Here is a 13,480-nt window from a genome sequence, read left to right on the forward strand (position 1 = left end):
TCTTAGTGTAGAAGTTTTCATGCTTACTTATTAGAAGGGGGGTGGAAGCCCTTCCACCCCCTCTGTATGAGAATAATAATAATTCTCATACGGAGTCTTTTCTATATTTTATTTTCTGGAAGTCCCTAACCACTCATTCTCTTCTGGGTCTTTGAACAGTGAGGTACTGAGGTAGCGTTCGCCAAAACTAGGCTGTATCATCACAATCAGGCGACCTGTATTTTCAGGTCGCTGTGCTACTTGAATAGCAGCGTATAAAGCAGCTCCAGAAGAAATGCCCGATAGTAATCCTTCTTCTTTTGCTAATCGGCGACTGTAAGCGATCGCCTGTTCATCCGTCACCTGAATGACCTCATCTATCAGTTCCGCACGGTAAATAGCTGGAACAAACCCCGCGCCGATACCCTGAATTTTATGAGGCCCTGATTGACCACCAACTAGTACTGGACTGCTGCTTGGCTCAACTGCGATCGCTTGAAAACTAGGTTTGCGCCCTTTTATAACTTCTGCAACTCCCGTAACAGTCCCACCAGTACCTACTCCGGCCACGAGGATATCTACCTTTCCTTCGGTGTCTTTCCAGATTTCTTCTGCTGTAGTTTGGGCGTGAACTTTGGGGTTGGCGGAGTTGCGAAACTGCTGCAACATATAGGCATTGGGCGTTTGAGCGACAATTTCCTCTGCACGAGCGATCGCCCCTCGCATCCCTTCCACACCTGGCGTTAACTCTAGTTGAGCGCCATAAGCTCTGAGCATAGCTCGCCGTTCTTGGCTCATCGTGTCAGGCATCGTTAGAATAAGATGATAACCCTTGGCGGCTGCCACCATTGCCAGGGCAATTCCTGTATTACCAGAAGTCGGCTCCACTAAGGTGGTTTTTCCAGCGTAAATCAAGCCCGCTTTCTCTGCTGTTTCCACCATGCTCACGCCAATCCGGTCTTTGACAGAAGCCGCTGGGTTCATGCTTTCTAGCTTCACAACAATCTGAGCCACGGCTCCTGATGATTGGGGAATCTTGTTTAATTGAACTAAAGGAGTCCGTCCGACTAATTCTGTGATATCTTTCGCTATTCCCATATTCGGTACTCCTTGTTGACTAAATATAATACATTGGATTTTGCTGGGCGCGAGCTTCTCTTTCCTGGCACAAGTCTTGCAGTGTATGGCGTCTCAAAACCTCAACTGAAGCAGCATTGGCTTGCTCCCAAATTTCATAAACCAGACACCTTTCAAGCGTGGGAGGCTCGGAGCTTTCTTTCTCTTTGCGCTCACCTTCGACCAAAGTGACAATCTCCAGCAATGTAATTTGCCAAGGCTCACGAACTAAAACGAAACCTCCTTTAGAGCCGCGTTGACTCTGCACCACACCAGCACGCCGGAGGTTGGTCAAAATTTGTTCTAGATAGCGTTCGGGTATGGGTTGTTTAGCAGTGATCTCGCTCATGGTCAGAGGAACTTTTTTTCCGTGATGGCTTGCCAGTTCTAAAAGTGCCAGTAACGCGTATTCAACTTTGGAAGACAGATCCAAAAGAGTGTAGTTTTGGCTATTCAAGTCTGTACTCAGTATATTACGGTTAATCGATTGATTTATCGTATTTGTAGCAAAGTTAATTTTTCTCATAAGGTCAAATGTGATAGCATTTCACTACCCAAAAAGCCACAACTCTATCGACTTACCGTAGATTATCTTACAAAATTCCCAATAATGGCCTAATTTTTGTAGGAATTATTAAAGTTTTTTCAGAGCTTCGCCTACCTAATGATGATCTCAACTGAGTATGTTACTAAATGATTTGCGAACCATTTTTGAGCGTGACCCCGCAGCCCGTAACTGGCTGGAAGTATTGTTCTGTTATCCTGGACTCCAAGCTCTACTGTGCCATCGAACGGCACACTGGCTATATAAAATAGGAGTCCCCTTTATACCCCGGTTTATTTCACACGTTAGTCGGTTTTTAACTGGAATTGAAATCCATCCTGGGGCGTTAATTGGTCAGGGAGTGTTTATTGACCACGGGATGGGAGTAGTGATAGGTGAGACAGCAATAGTGGGTGATTATGCTCTGATCTATCAAGGTGTCACCCTTGGTGGAACTGGTAAAGAAAGCGGCAAACGCCATCCGACTTTAGGCTCTCATGTAGTTGTGGGAGCAGGTGCGAAGGTATTAGGCAATATTCAAATTGGCGATCGCGTCCGTATCGGAGCAGGTTCGGTAGTGCTGCGAGATGTGCCTAGTAATACCACTGTAGTCGGGATTCCAGGACGCGTGACTCGTCAGAACAACTTGAGTGGGAACGTTCTGGATCATGATAAAGTCCGGGATGTGGAAGCTGAAGTGATTCGAGCTTTATTTGAACGAGTCAAAGCTCTAGAGAAACAGTTCGAGCAGTTGGAATCTCCGCCAATGTCTCCAATTAAAGTTGGCAACGGACAAACCGACAAAGGTAAGAGCAATAATTCTGATGGGATAATTGAAGATTTTCTTGATGGTGCGGGAATTTAGGCATTTTTCAAAATTGCTGTATGTATGGGCTGCGATGCCTGCGGCGGGCGTAGCCATCGCAACTCTTGTTAGTAACTGGAGTTTAAATATAATGCCCTGTTAATTGCAATACTCATACAGGACTTACGCAAGTGTCATATTTTTAACGCCAGAGGTTGTCCAGAGTCAAAGGTCAAAAGTCCAAAAAACCTTGATTTTTGACCCTTGACCCTTGACCCTTGACTCTTATACCAGAAGCCTTGTGTGCCAGTTGCGTAAGTCCTATCATAGTTTGTCATAAGCTGATATATATATACTACGGTTAGTTTATCGGAAAACAGATTTAGATATCATGGTGTCTTCATACTCAAGCTTTGCTAACCCGCGCAGTAAAAATTCTAAGCAGCTATTTACACGCCGATCATTCTTGCCAGAGCATGAAAATAATCTTTGGAAGATTCAAGCGGGTTTTGTTCGGACTTTTACCTATCTAGAAGATGGTACAACCGTTGCACTAGGATTGTGGGGGCCTGGAGATATCGTCGGGAAAGCTTTGTCAAAATTAGAACCCCATCAGATGGAATGTCTGACTAAAGTAGAGGCAACAATGTTACCTCTTGAGGAGTGGCCGCAAATAACAGAAATTCTACTTGCCCACATCCAGCAGGCTGAAGAATTGATGGTTATTCGTAGTTACAAAAAGGTGGATACTATGCTCATCAAGCTGTTAGCATGGTTATCCAAAAAATTCGGTTCGGAAGTTGAGAAAGGACGTTTAATAGATATGCGTCTGACTCATGAAGATCTTGCAGAAATGCTGGGGTCAACTCGTGTGACAATCACTCGTATTCTGGGACAGTTTGAGCAGGAAGGCTTAATTGATCGTCTCTCTCTGCATCGAATTGTGCTACGAGAAGAAGACATTTGGTACTATGAAATTTAAACTTTGATCAACTAAACAAACTTACCAATCGTCTGTTTTGGTGTCATCCCAGACTTCAAGTTTTAAGTCATAAAGATATGTCAATCCATTTTGGATTTTTACATCTGTTCCTTGCAGTTCAAGGTCAAACCAACCATCTCCAACAGCATTAGCTCCCAGAATTGCCGCAGTAATGTTAACAGTCAGACCATAATCAGACACCAGGCGAGAAATGACAGGTTCTTGGTGATAGTCCTTGGGAATCCTGACTCGAATCCTTTTATTGGTAAGTGTATTGTTGTCGCTAGCCATAATTATCACTTTCAAGGGGACTGGAGAATAGTTTAAGAGGGGGAAAGGTTAAAGGGCAAAGGAATAGTTCTTTGCTTTTCCCCTTACCCCTTACCCTTTTCCCAATTCCTTATTCGACATCTTTAATACGGGTTTTCCGTTCTAAAATCTCCTTCAGCACCAAAGTCACTACTGCTAGTAGAGCCAACAGTACAGCTGCGGAGAAAGCAGCTTCAGTTTCATACTGTTTGTAAGCGTCTTCTACAAATAGTGGTAAGCTCTGGGTTGTATTAGCAATATTGCCAGATACTACCGAAACCGCCCCAAATTCACCCATTGCTCTGGCATTGGTCAGAATTAAGCCGTAGAGCAAACCCCAACGGATACTGGGCAAGGTGACGCGCCAAAATATCTGCCAATCGTTTGCACCTAGGGTCTTAGCAGCTTCTTCCTGATCCTTGCCGAACTCTTCTAAGACAGGAATTACTTCCCTGGCGACAAAGGGCATACTAACAAATGCCGTAGCTAGAACCATACCTGGAAAGGCAAAGATAATCTTGATATCATGTGCCTGGAGCCAAGGGCCAAACCAACCATTCCGCCCGTAGAGGAGTACAATCATCAATCCTGCAACTACGGGCGATATCGAAAAGGGTAGGTCAATAATGCTCAGAACTACGGCGCGTCCGGGAAACTTATGGCGAGCGATCGCCCAAGCTGCACACAGTCCAAATACTGTATTTATAGGTAGAGTAATGATAGCCAGCAACAATGTCAGCCCAGCTGCATGGAGAAAGGCGGGGTGTGTCAGGTTAGATAAAAATGGCCCAACTCCCTTTCTGAAAGCTTGGAAAAAAACGTTGAGTGCAGGGATGTATTGAACTAGGGCTAAATAGACAACTGCTATACCAATCAAAAGTGTTGGTACCCAGCTCTTCTGCCGTTTTGGCTTGACTGTACCTGTATTAGACCCAGATGAGTGAAAACTTGGCTCATTTACTGTCATATCGTCTCGCCCACGCTTGTAAGAAATTAATTGCTAGTAACAGCACCAACGAAATCGCTAGTAAAACTACACCAATGACAGTTGCACCAGAATAGTCATACTGCTCCAAGCGTTGGAAAATTAGCACAGGTGCGATCAAATCTTGGAAGGGCGTATTGGAAGAGATAATCACCGTTGAACCATACTCCCCAACTGCACGAGAGAAACCCAAGGCAACACCAGTCAAAATCGTGGGAAATAAGGGTGGTAAAATCACTTTCCAGAAAGTTTGCCATTGAGAAGCACCCAAACACCAGGCGGCTTCTTCAATTTCATGCTCCATTTCCTGAAGCACAGGTTGTACAGTTCTCACCACAAAAGGCAGTGAAATAAATACCATTGCTACCCATAAGCCCAAACGCGTGAAAGATACCTTAATTCCTAGAGGTTCTAGTAGCGAACCAATCCAGCCATTATTACTGTAAACTGTTGCCAATGTTAACCCTGCCACGGAAGTTGGCAGTGCAAAGGGTAAATCCACAGTGGCATCAATCACCCGTTTTAACGGAAAGTCATAGCGAACTAAAACCCAAGCAATCAGAGTACCAAAGATTCCATTGATGAGAGCCGCTAGTACCGAGGTGACAAAAGTAACATTGTATGTTGCTAGCGCGATATCACTGGTTGCGATCGCCCAAAATCTAGCTGGAGGTTCCGTACTTGCTTTTAAGAACATCGCAGCTATGGGGATAAACAACATCACTGTCAAATATCCCAAGGTAATTCGCCAAGTCCAGGGAAGGTGCAACAACTGATGTAGAAACGCCTTCCAGACTGGAATTCTACGGTCAATTTCTACCGGAGGAGATAGAGTCATAGCCAATAATTCAAAATTTAAAATTCAAAAGAAGTTTTTTGTTAGTAGTAGGACTTACACAACTGGCACACAAGGCTTTTGGTATAAGAGTCAAGGGTCAAGGGTTAAGGGTCAAGAATCAAGGTTTTTTGGACTTTTGACCTTTGATTCTGGACAACCTCTGGCGTTAAAAATATGACACTTGCGTAAGTCCTGAGTAGTTAGGAGGAGCCAGTGGGTAGGGTAAGCACTGCACTGGCTCACCACTGAGTATTGACTAATTACCGTTTCCTTTGGGCTTGAATCTTATCAAACACACCCCCATCTGCAAAGAACTTCTGATCAATTGCTTCCCAACCGCCGAAGTCTTGAACTGTACCCAGAGTTTTTACCTTGGGAAATTTGTCTGTAACTTCTTTCGTTTGGCTGAGTTTCTCATTCACAGGTCGAAATCCCAACTTGACAAACTCTTGTTGTGCTTCTGGAGTATAGAGGAATTTGACAAAACCTTCAGCAACTTCGCGGGTATTGTGCTTATCAACGTTTTGATCCACCACAGCAATGGGATTGTCGATAGATATGTTCACTTGCGGAACCACATACTCAACCTTTTCGCCCTTTTGCTGTGCCAAGATAACTTCGTTTTCGTAATTGATCAAAGCATCTCCCTGACCTTGCTTGGCAAATGTGTCCGTGGCTTCTCGCGCATCCTTAGTTAGGATTGGCACATTATTGTAAACTTTAGTTACAAATTCTGTCGCTTTAGCATCATCTCCACCAGTTTTAATCACAGCATTCCACAATGCTAAGAAATTCCACCTAGCAATGCCTGATGTTTTGGGGTCAGCGGTAATCAGTTTTACATCACCTTTCGCCAAATCTCCCCAGGTCTTGATCCCTTTAGGATTACCTGGGCGAGTTATGAGTGCCGCCACAGATTTGGAGATAATGCCATTATTGGGAACTTCCTTTTCCCATCCTGGTTGAATTAATCCAGCCTTCTCAATCTTTTGGGTATCTCCAGCCAGGGCCAGATGGACAATATCTGCTTCCAAACCGTCGATAACAGCGCGAGTTTGAGAACCAGACCCACCATAGCTTTGCTTAAAGGTAACAGTTTGGTTATGTTCTTTCTTCCACTGCTCGACAAATTTGGGAATGATCGCTTCGTGAGCCGCTTTGGTAACTGCAAAGGAAACTAGGGTTAGCTCAACATCCTTGTTGGCAGCAACAGCAGGACTAGCAGCAGGAGTTTCAGTGGTCGAATTGCTAACATCTCCACCAGAGCAGGCGGCGAGTGTCACACTCAAAACGGCTCCTACCAAAAAGAGCGATACAAAGCCTTTGAGCGAATTCAGTCTGAACCGTGTTTTCTGTTCAGCCATCGCTTGTAATCTTTTCAGTGGGCGCTGCCACAAAGTCATCTCATATCCTCCTCTAAAACTACAGCTTATTGATGGGAATACAGTTATATACTGTTTATGGTAATAGATGATTGCAGGTATCCAGTCGCAAAGGCAAGAGGATAACAGCATATTCTCGATAGGGAATATGGAGATTCTACCAGTTCAATGAGCATTAAAACTGCCGTAGGTTTCAAGTAACAAATTGTGCTCACAATTAGGCGGTGGATGTCTCAAGGAATGTACTGGGTAAATGACTGATTCAGAACAGTTGTGGGGCAATCTCCCCAATATTTACCAAAATAGTAGAGACGTTGTAATGCAACGTCTCTACAGAGGTTATGGGTGGTGCTAATTGGCTTATCTGAACCGCCATAGATAAATTTCTTCTGACTGGTGACTCCTTTTAATTTATGCAAATTTTAAGGGTAAACCGTCCTGAAATACTAGCAATTCTCCCACTGGGATTGGCGTCCAAACTTCGTTGTCGGTGAGGGGAGTAGTGGCGATGACGGCGACGCGATCGCGCTCAGTAGTCAACTCCCGAAAATCTACGGTCATGTCTTGATCAATTAAGTGAGCAGCGGCAAAGGGTGCTTGACGCACAATGTAGCTGAGCTTAGTTGAACAGTGAGCAAAAAAGTGTTCTCCATCTGACAACAGGTAGTTAAAGACGCCTGCTGACGCAATTAAGCCAGTAATTTCCCGTAAGACTAAGTACAGTTCCTTGATCGTAGGCTCACCTTCAGGAAAGCGTTGACGCAACGTTTCCAATATCAAGCAGAATGCTTTTTCACTATCGGTGTTACCTACGGCTTGATAAAAGCCCATATTTTCCGGTTGAAAATCTGGCAAATTTCCATTGTGGGCAAACACCCAATACTTCCCCCACAATTCTCTGCGAAAAGGATGACAGTTGTGTAGGGCAACTTCACCCTGAGTAGCTTTGCGGATATGAGCAATTACATGGGTTGAATGGATGGGATAGCTTCGGACGAACTCTGCTACCGGAGAAGCAACAGAAGGTTGGGCATCCAAAAACATCCGGCATCCCTTTCCTTCAAAGAAAGCAATGCCCCAACCATCGCTATGATCGTCCGTTTTCCCTCCCCGTGCAGAGAACCCTTCAAAAGAAAAGCAAATATCCGTTGGAACATTGCAGTTCATTCCGAGTAGTTGGCACATCGATGTTGAGCTTCTGAATTTTCGACTAATGGCTGAGGATTAAGATACTTCAGAATGCCTCAAAATTTCTGGAGCGATCGCTTCAATCTTAAGATTTAAGGAGCTTGATATTTTAGATGAACCCCACTTTCCCTACATCTTATCCCCAACCCCTTCCCTCAACGACCGATTTCTACGTTTTCGATAATGCCGAGTGCGTCACATCTGGTAGAGAAGCGGTACTAGGCTCTAGCTGTGAGGTAAATCTCCATCATTTGGAATCAGTGCAGAGATTGCGATCGCTCTAGAGTATACGCTCAAGTGCAAGAGTGACCGTTCTTATTGTTTCCCATTGTTCAACAGTTTTTTTATCTCTGTTATTAAGAGAGTAGGTTCTACAGGCTTATTCACGTAGCTTTGAAAACCAGATGTCAAAGCAAAGCTGCAACCTTCTTCAGAACCTAAAGCAGTTAAAGCAATAGCTGGAATCTTTCGTTTTTCTGAGAGCGTCATCTTTCTAATTTTGCTCATTAACGAAAATCCATCCATATCTGGCATAGCGATGTCAAAAATGAAAATATCAAATTTGAATTGTTTGATTGCCTCAAGAGCTTGTAAAGCTGATGACGCTGCGATTACCCGACTACCGCAGCTTTCAAGAATACAGGTAGTTAAAAAAAGACTATCGGCGTTATCATCTACTACAAGAATCTGTATACCATCTAGAGATTGAAAATCTGTTGTAACATCTAGAGGATGTAGATCTTCAGGGTTATTTGCCATGATAATATCGCCTCCTTAGTTGCCGTAATCAATTACGGAGGAAATCCACTAGGCAGCTAGCTCAGTACTGGCTGCTTAGAGGATATTTATTATTAAGCTACCATGACCTTAGTCTCATCTCTTGAGTAATATTTGTTAGTTGTTAAAATGCTTTTTCGTTGGTGTTGTGGGCTTTTGAGAAGAAGTTAACAGCATAATTGAGGTAATAGTATAATATGTTACCTCAAAATGCCAAAAAACCCCATGAGCTATGACATAGGGGGTTTTAAATTTAAGTACCTAGTTAATATAAGTCAGTCTTTATCTTAATTTTTCCTACAGCTCTGGCAACTTTTTCCCAGGCTCTAGCAGTGTCGGGGTCTTGCCAATTGGTTCTTAGATGTTCAGCTTTCTCGTAACAAACTTGAGAAAGTATCTCTAACACACCAGATAGACTCATGCCATCAATCATTGTCTTTATATCATCTTTGTCGTACATTTTTAAAACTCCATATTGAGAATCTTTCAAATTTGTTAAACAGATTGGAGATCAAGTCATCATCCACAACACCTGGTTGTGATAATACCTGGGATCATGGTGTATGTACAAGTTTCAATGGAATGACATGAAAAGGACTGCATAAAAACTGGATATATCTCTAGAGGCTAACTACTATCTCCATTGACACAGATGAGAGGACAAGAAGATCAGAGTTCGGCTTAAGTCTCAAATTAAACTTCAGCAAGCTGGAATTAATTTAAAAACAGTTGTACGCAAAATCAATACTATCAAAGATGATATAGCACACTCTGCCAAAGCGAAAGTTACTCAAGCTCAAGCTGATGACAAGCGTTTATTAACAAGGCGCGATCGCTCCAAGAGATTTTCCTCAGACACATTGACCGAGTGGTGAAGCGGGCTGCGGCGGAATTGGAGAATGTGATGAATGTTTCAGCGCACTGGTTTAGGTACAGTTATGCTACCCACACATTACATGAATGTGTTCCGTACTTAAGAAGATAAAAAATCAACTATTTGGCAATATTCGCACATAAACTTAGCTCGTTGTCGTACTTGATTTTGAGTAGCTTGACTAATGTAACGATTCGCAGACAAATCTCTAATTCCCTATGATTCACTTTGGTTTTGAGTTAGCGATGAATTTCTGATCATCCGATTCACCAAACTCAGATAATCGTCTAATTCTTCATATTCATCTAATTCTTTTTCTTCCTGTGAAGTAAGTGCAGATTCTTTTTGCTTAATTAATAATGCTTCAATTCGCCCCTGTACTAAACTGGAAGCTCGAAATATCGGCACTCCTTCTACTAGCTCGATGCGGACAGCACCATCTAGTGGCAAACTGTTGGGCAAGTGTGACAATTTCATCGGTAAATTGTTTGTCATCGCATCTAGGGGTCATCGTGTCCTAACGATGCCTGAATTGGTTGCACACTCAGGCGATAGCCGAGATTGTGCAGGATAAGGCTGATAGTTCGCAGTTCTGGGTTGCCTTCTGGCGACAAGACTCGGTAAAGATTCTGGCGGTTCAAACCCGTTTTTTCCGCAAGGCGCGTCATCCCCTCCCGTGCTTCCACCACGTCACGCAGCGCTTCCAGAAAAAACGCAATATCCCCATCCTGCTCGTACTCTTCAAGGGCAACGTCCAGGTAAGCCTTTGCCATTTCCGGGTTCAGCATCTGCTCGAACACAACCTCGTCATGGTTTCTCAGTTTCTTGCTTATCCTGTTCCTCCTGATAAGCCTGCCAATATCCTTTAGCGTTTTCTATGTCTCTATCCTGGCTGTCCTTGTCGCCACCACATAGAAGAATTACTATTACTTGCTCCAAACTGTTGGTGAGATAATTTTGGCTGATTGATCATCTAAATAGAAATTGTAAACAGGTTCTCCTGATAATTCACAGCGAAGCGGCTCAAGAATTTTAGTGAACGGATTCCAAACTGCTGTTACAGTCCGTTTCGCTTTCTTTCGTTGCAACTCACACTGAATATGTACTGTAGGTAGATGGATAATCATTGCACTGTGCAAGGAAGCTTCTACACTCATTGCATAACGCTCTTGGATGTCCAGCAATTTTCTCTCTAACTCTCTATTAGTGGCTTCAATTCGTGCTAATTCTTTGTCTTTGTCATCACCAATCAAATGTTTTGACTCAATTTTGTTGCGAATTTCCGAGCTAATTGTGTTGTAATAATCCTTGAGTCTTTCTTCATCCCTAGCTCTTGCTCTTGTTAATTTAGCTTGCCAATTATCTAGAGATTTTCCAATTGATATTGCACTTTGATGTTCGATTAACCTCAACAAATCTTCAATTGGAATTGCCAATGGTGTCTCTTGATGCTCCACAGTCATTAGGTCAGACTCCCAAAACAAAGCATCACCAATTTCTACTGGTGTTACTCCTGTTATTTCATTGATAATGAACGAAACTAAACCAATCCTTTTTTCGGAAGCATTGGCTGTGTAAGCGACATTACACAAGATGTAACGAGTAATTTCTGGTTTAGCATCTAAAAAACGAATTAAGCCATTTTGAGGTGTGAGTCTCTCCAATAAAATTTTCTCAAAGCCTGTGTTTTTAAGATGTCCATCGATTTTAACACCCAACGCACTAATAAGTCCTTTAACAGCTAATAGTTCAGATAGCTTATTTAAGACTTCTGAATGATAGGTGACAAAAACACTTTGGGGTACATCAGCAATAGTTGTAAAAGTAACTTCTTCTGGGAGCGAAAGCAGCGATGCTATATTTGATGTTAACAACACATTTAAAATGTGTTCACCAGCAGGTTCTGCTATCCCGTCATGGAGAGAAACAATTTTTTCTAAGGTAGCAATAATTGGGTCTGATAACATATTTCATCAAATCAATATCTCAAGCTTCAAAATCTTCGCCAAAAATCTGTTCATCCAATTCCTGAATTTGCTGATACTGGTTTTTGGCTTTCAATAAATTATCTGCCAATTGCTCGAAGGCTGTATCTAATTCTGGTTTAACCTGATGCTTGAGCCAGATATCCATAACAATTTCACTAAAGTCAAATTCATCATCCACGTTCCCTAAAATTGTTTCAATCTCTCCCACCACTAGTTCAAACATATTAATTTTGTCATGCAAGATCCGTAGAATATACTCTTCGATACTGCCTTTTAGACAAAAGTTAAAAATAAAAACATCCTGGGTTTGTCCAATGCGGTGAATACGACCAATGCGCTGTTCTATTTTCATTGGGTTCCAGGGCAGGTCATAATTAACGATCGCGTTCGCAAACTGGATGTTACGTCCCTCTCCGCCTGTTTCGGATGCCAGCAGTACAGAAACTGTATCTCGAAATGCAGCGATCGCCTCATCTTTCTGTTTAAGGGACATCCCACCAGTAAATTCTGCAAAGGGGATATTTGCAGCTTGCAGAGTTTGAGCCAAATAAGTGCTAGTTGCTTTATGGGTTGTGAAGACCAAGGTTTTCTGGGAAGATTTTGAGAGCATTTCTACCAATACTTTTGCTTTTTCGACCTGCTTGACTTGGGCTGCTCGTCTTGCTAAAGACTTCAGTTCTTCATCAGGTAGGCGTTTGGTCAATTGCTTGAGGGAGTCAGCCAAAGCACCAGGGGATGAACCAGCACGCATCAGCAAATTGGTGCGAGAGAGTCTGTCTAGTTTATCTTCTGAAGAACGTAGATACTCGCTCAAATCTTGGTAAAGTTTCTCCTCCCCTGCTGCTGGGGTAACGGTAATTGTGGTGGCGAAGCGTTTAGGCAGTTTGACATCTACTAGGGCGCGGGTATTTCGCACCATGACTTCCCGCATCAGAGAGCGTAACTTTTCGGGATTTTTCGGGACTCGTCCATTTTTGGAATCGACATATTCTTTTTTAAAAGCGGCTTCTGTTTGTAGCAGTCCTGGTTTGAGGAGGGTGAGCAGATTAAACAGTTCAATAAGGGAGTTCTGCACTGGCGTAGCAGTGAGCATGAGGATAAACCGCTTATTGAGGGCATTGACCAGTTTCCAGTTTAGGGTAGTGCGATTTTTCAGGTGGTGGGCTTCATCAACAACAACCAAATCCCAAGTGCGACTAGTGACGTGGGGATAATGTTTAGCAGACTTAGCCGTGTTTAATGAAGCGATAATTCGCGGATTATTCGTCCAAAATTCGTCTATCGGTTGTTGCGGGTCACGGTTATCTGTGGTGATAGTAGCAATATTAAATTTATCACTTAACTCTGATTGCCACTGGGAAACTAGGGATGCGGGAGTTAACACCAGCATGGACTGTACCATACCCCTTGCTAAGTACTCGGCTATGATTAGTCCCGCCTCAATGGTTTTGCCCAATCCGACTTCATCCGCTAGTAATGCGCGTCCACCCAGTTGTCTAAGTACTTTTCGGGCTGTTTCAATCTGATACCAGTATTTGTCGATAGCAGTTAGTGTGGGCAGGCAAATTAGCTGATCGTAGTCTGCCATTACCGAGAGGTTGAACAGGTCTAAACGCGCCTCGTAGAAGTTAATCGGGTCGTATAAACCAGCTTTCAGGGCTGATAAGGCAGTGTCAGAATTGAATTTGAATGTATAGTTTGTCTCCATGATGC

Annotated in this window: 17 protein-coding genes; 3 read left to right on the forward strand and 14 right to left on the reverse strand. The window is 43.1% G+C overall.

The window, feature by feature from the left end:
- Nucleotides 1–108: 108 nt before the first annotated feature.
- Nucleotides 109–1,077: a cysteine synthase A gene (gene cysK, locus IQ246_RS09570; protein ID WP_194002364.1), complete on the reverse strand. Its 969-nt coding sequence runs from the start codon at nt 1,075–1,077 to the stop codon at nt 109–111.
- A 19-nt stretch (nt 1,078–1,096) separates the two neighbouring features.
- Nucleotides 1,097–1,621: an Rrf2 family transcriptional regulator gene (locus IQ246_RS09575; RefSeq protein ID WP_208492096.1), complete on the reverse strand. Its 525-nt coding sequence runs from the start codon at nt 1,619–1,621 to the stop codon at nt 1,097–1,099.
- 157 nt (nt 1,622–1,778) lie between these two features.
- Between IQ246_RS09575 and cysE the strand changes: the two genes are divergently transcribed.
- Together cysE and IQ246_RS09585 are read left to right on the forward strand one after the other, a co-directional pair.
- Complete coding sequence (gene cysE / locus IQ246_RS09580) at nt 1,779–2,504, forward strand: serine O-acetyltransferase (RefSeq protein WP_194002366.1); 726 nt, start codon at nt 1,779–1,781, stop codon at nt 2,502–2,504.
- A 331-nt stretch (nt 2,505–2,835) separates the two neighbouring features.
- The gene (locus IQ246_RS09585) at nt 2,836–3,426 is read left to right on the forward strand and encodes a Crp/Fnr family transcriptional regulator (protein ID WP_194002368.1); all 591 of its coding nucleotides are present in this window, start codon (nt 2,836–2,838) and stop codon (nt 3,424–3,426) included.
- Nucleotides 3,427–3,447: 21 nt separating this feature from the next.
- Here IQ246_RS09585 and IQ246_RS09590 read toward each other — a convergent pair whose 3' ends face one another.
- From IQ246_RS09590 to IQ246_RS09615, 6 genes are all read right to left on the reverse strand, one after another.
- Nucleotides 3,448–3,717 (reverse strand): NIL domain-containing protein, encoded by a 270-nt coding sequence (locus IQ246_RS09590; protein ID WP_194002370.1) that lies wholly within the window; start codon nt 3,715–3,717, stop codon nt 3,448–3,450.
- 109 nt (nt 3,718–3,826) lie between these two features.
- Nucleotides 3,827–4,702 (reverse strand): sulfate ABC transporter permease subunit CysW, encoded by an 876-nt coding sequence (gene cysW / locus IQ246_RS09595; RefSeq protein ID WP_194002372.1) that lies wholly within the window; start codon nt 4,700–4,702, stop codon nt 3,827–3,829.
- Nucleotides 4,689–5,558, reverse strand: coding sequence for a sulfate ABC transporter permease subunit CysT (cysT, locus tag IQ246_RS09600; RefSeq protein ID WP_194002374.1), 870 nt, complete (start codon nt 5,556–5,558; stop codon nt 4,689–4,691). The genes cysW and cysT overlap by 14 nt, the downstream gene beginning before the upstream one ends.
- Nucleotides 5,559–5,818: 260 nt before the next feature.
- Nucleotides 5,819–6,961 carry a sulfate ABC transporter substrate-binding protein gene (locus tag IQ246_RS09605; protein WP_194002376.1) on the reverse strand — a complete coding sequence of 381 codons (1,143 nt, stop codon included), beginning with the start codon at nt 6,959–6,961 and terminating at the stop codon, nt 5,819–5,821.
- Nucleotides 6,962–7,173: 212 nt separating this feature from the next.
- Complete coding sequence (locus IQ246_RS09610) at nt 7,174–7,359, reverse strand: hypothetical protein (protein ID WP_194002378.1); 186 nt, start codon at nt 7,357–7,359, stop codon at nt 7,174–7,176.
- Complete coding sequence (locus IQ246_RS09615; protein ID WP_194002380.1) at nt 7,352–8,125, reverse strand: class II glutamine amidotransferase; 774 nt, start codon at nt 8,123–8,125, stop codon at nt 7,352–7,354. The genes IQ246_RS09610 and IQ246_RS09615 overlap by 8 nt, the downstream gene beginning before the upstream one ends.
- A 116-nt stretch (nt 8,126–8,241) precedes the next feature.
- Between IQ246_RS09615 and IQ246_RS09620 the strand changes: the two genes are divergently transcribed.
- Nucleotides 8,242–8,412 carry a hypothetical protein gene (locus IQ246_RS09620; RefSeq protein ID WP_194002382.1) on the forward strand — a complete coding sequence of 57 codons (171 nt, stop codon included), beginning with the start codon at nt 8,242–8,244 and terminating at the stop codon, nt 8,410–8,412.
- A gap of 31 nt (nt 8,413–8,443) precedes the next feature.
- Here the strand turns inward: IQ246_RS09620 and IQ246_RS09625 are convergent, their stop codons facing one another.
- The 6 genes from IQ246_RS09625 to IQ246_RS09650 form a co-directional block, all read right to left on the reverse strand.
- The gene (locus tag IQ246_RS09625; protein WP_194002384.1) at nt 8,444–8,887 is read right to left on the reverse strand and encodes a response regulator; all 444 of its coding nucleotides are present in this window, start codon (nt 8,885–8,887) and stop codon (nt 8,444–8,446) included.
- A gap of 283 nt (nt 8,888–9,170) precedes the next feature.
- Nucleotides 9,171–9,365, reverse strand: a complete 195-nt coding sequence (locus tag IQ246_RS09630; protein WP_162397429.1) for a hypothetical protein — start codon at nt 9,363–9,365, stop codon at nt 9,171–9,173.
- Between the two features lie 630 nt (nt 9,366–9,995).
- Nucleotides 9,996–10,274 (reverse strand): hypothetical protein, encoded by a 279-nt coding sequence (locus tag IQ246_RS09635; protein WP_194002386.1) that lies wholly within the window; start codon nt 10,272–10,274, stop codon nt 9,996–9,998.
- 5 nt (nt 10,275–10,279) lie between these two features.
- Nucleotides 10,280–10,567 (reverse strand): addiction module antidote protein, encoded by a 288-nt coding sequence (locus IQ246_RS09640; protein WP_208492097.1) that lies wholly within the window; start codon nt 10,565–10,567, stop codon nt 10,280–10,282.
- A 138-nt stretch (nt 10,568–10,705) separates the two neighbouring features.
- Complete coding sequence (locus tag IQ246_RS09645) at nt 10,706–11,746, reverse strand: hypothetical protein (protein WP_194002388.1); 1,041 nt, start codon at nt 11,744–11,746, stop codon at nt 10,706–10,708.
- 19 nt (nt 11,747–11,765) lie between these two features.
- The gene (locus IQ246_RS09650; RefSeq protein WP_194002390.1) at nt 11,766–13,475 is read right to left on the reverse strand and encodes a DEAD/DEAH box helicase; all 1,710 of its coding nucleotides are present in this window, start codon (nt 13,473–13,475) and stop codon (nt 11,766–11,768) included.
- Nucleotides 13,476–13,480 lie beyond the last annotated feature (5 nt).

Origin of the sequence: aff. Roholtiella sp. LEGE 12411 (assembly GCF_015206995.1) — a bacterium.
Lineage (GTDB): Bacteria > Cyanobacteriota > Cyanobacteriia > Cyanobacteriales > Nostocaceae > Komarekiella.

Excerpts from the sequence above, each read along its gene's own strand:
- cysK (WP_194002364.1), bottom strand. The coding sequence starts at position 1,077 with ATGGGAATAGCGAAAGATATCACAGAATTAGTCGGACGGACTCCTTTA.
- IQ246_RS09605 (WP_194002376.1), bottom strand. The coding sequence starts at position 6,961 with ATGACTTTGTGGCAGCGCCCACTGAAAAGATTACAAGCGATGGCTGAA.
- IQ246_RS09590 (WP_194002370.1), bottom strand. The coding sequence starts at position 3,717 with ATGGCTAGCGACAACAATACACTTACCAATAAAAGGATTCGAGTCAGG.
- cysW (WP_194002372.1), bottom strand. The coding sequence starts at position 4,702 with ATGACAGTAAATGAGCCAAGTTTTCACTCATCTGGGTCTAATACAGGT.
- IQ246_RS09615 (WP_194002380.1), bottom strand. The coding sequence starts at position 8,125 with ATGTGCCAACTACTCGGAATGAACTGCAATGTTCCAACGGATATTTGC.
- IQ246_RS09650 (WP_194002390.1), bottom strand. The coding sequence starts at position 13,475 with ATGGAGACAAACTATACATTCAAATTCAATTCTGACACTGCCTTATCA.
- IQ246_RS09630 (WP_162397429.1), bottom strand. The coding sequence starts at position 9,365 with ATGTACGACAAAGATGATATAAAGACAATGATTGATGGCATGAGTCTA.
- IQ246_RS09620 (WP_194002382.1), top strand. The coding sequence starts at position 8,242 with ATGAACCCCACTTTCCCTACATCTTATCCCCAACCCCTTCCCTCAACG.
- IQ246_RS09635 (WP_194002386.1), bottom strand. The coding sequence starts at position 10,274 with ATGACAAACAATTTACCGATGAAATTGTCACACTTGCCCAACAGTTTG.
- IQ246_RS09625 (WP_194002384.1), bottom strand. The coding sequence starts at position 8,887 with ATGGCAAATAACCCTGAAGATCTACATCCTCTAGATGTTACAACAGAT.
- IQ246_RS09585 (WP_194002368.1), top strand. The coding sequence starts at position 2,836 with ATGGTGTCTTCATACTCAAGCTTTGCTAACCCGCGCAGTAAAAATTCT.
- cysT (WP_194002374.1), bottom strand. The coding sequence starts at position 5,558 with ATGACTCTATCTCCTCCGGTAGAAATTGACCGTAGAATTCCAGTCTGG.
- cysE (WP_194002366.1), top strand. The coding sequence starts at position 1,779 with ATGTTACTAAATGATTTGCGAACCATTTTTGAGCGTGACCCCGCAGCC.
- IQ246_RS09645 (WP_194002388.1), bottom strand. The coding sequence starts at position 11,746 with ATGTTATCAGACCCAATTATTGCTACCTTAGAAAAAATTGTTTCTCTC.
- IQ246_RS09575 (WP_208492096.1), bottom strand. The coding sequence starts at position 1,621 with ATGAGAAAAATTAACTTTGCTACAAATACGATAAATCAATCGATTAAC.
- IQ246_RS09640 (WP_208492097.1), bottom strand. The coding sequence starts at position 10,567 with ATGCTGAACCCGGAAATGGCAAAGGCTTACCTGGACGTTGCCCTTGAA.